1 pseudogene is annotated in these 568 nt (G+C 35.9%); it reads right to left on the bottom strand.

Going from position 1 to position 568, the window contains the following annotated elements:
• Positions 1–96: 96 nt before the first annotated feature.
• A pseudogene (locus ACTFWY_RS17825) lies at positions 97–393 on the bottom strand (ISL3 family transposase); the annotation flags it as partial.
• Positions 394–568 lie beyond the last annotated feature (175 nt).

Below are 568 nucleotides of genomic sequence, written 5' to 3'. Positions count from 1 at the left end.
ATCCTGCTGAAATTGCTTTCCTTTAAAATGATTCATCGTCATTCCTCCTGCTATCTTTTTCTATTATTCTACCTTATTTGATAGTAGATTTAAAACTTTGCAACAGAACCGTTTGTACAGGTGTAGATAAGTTGGTACTTCTTGATACGGAAGCAACTGAATCCAACTATCATGATAAGCATGACGGATGACAGAATCAAACCCACAACATTCGCAACGATGCGCTTCTCCAGTTAATAAGCCGGTAAATACATTGGCCATACGGCCATGAACGCGCTCTTTACTAATGGCATCTTTTGAAAAGGTAATATGGGAATCTTTGATGTTCAAAATTTGTTTGATGGAATGACTTGTCTTTTCATCCGTACATTTGATATTCTTAGTTATGGACATTTGGTTATCCTCCTATGATTGTTTTTGCCGATTTAATTATAGGACAACCAGATGTCTTTTTGTTATCGCCGATTGTAAAATTAAGCTAGACAACTAAAAAAGTCATTTGTGCTACACTCAAAATAGTTCCGACCAAAGAATTATAAGGAGTGAGTACAAATGACCTATACCCATC

It is taken from the genome of Enterococcus sp. 125944, from assembly GCF_051909435.1.
Lineage (GTDB): Bacteria > Bacillota > Bacilli > Lactobacillales > Enterococcaceae > Enterococcus_D > Enterococcus_D gallinarum.
This window is presented reverse-complemented; position numbering and strand designations above follow the sequence as displayed.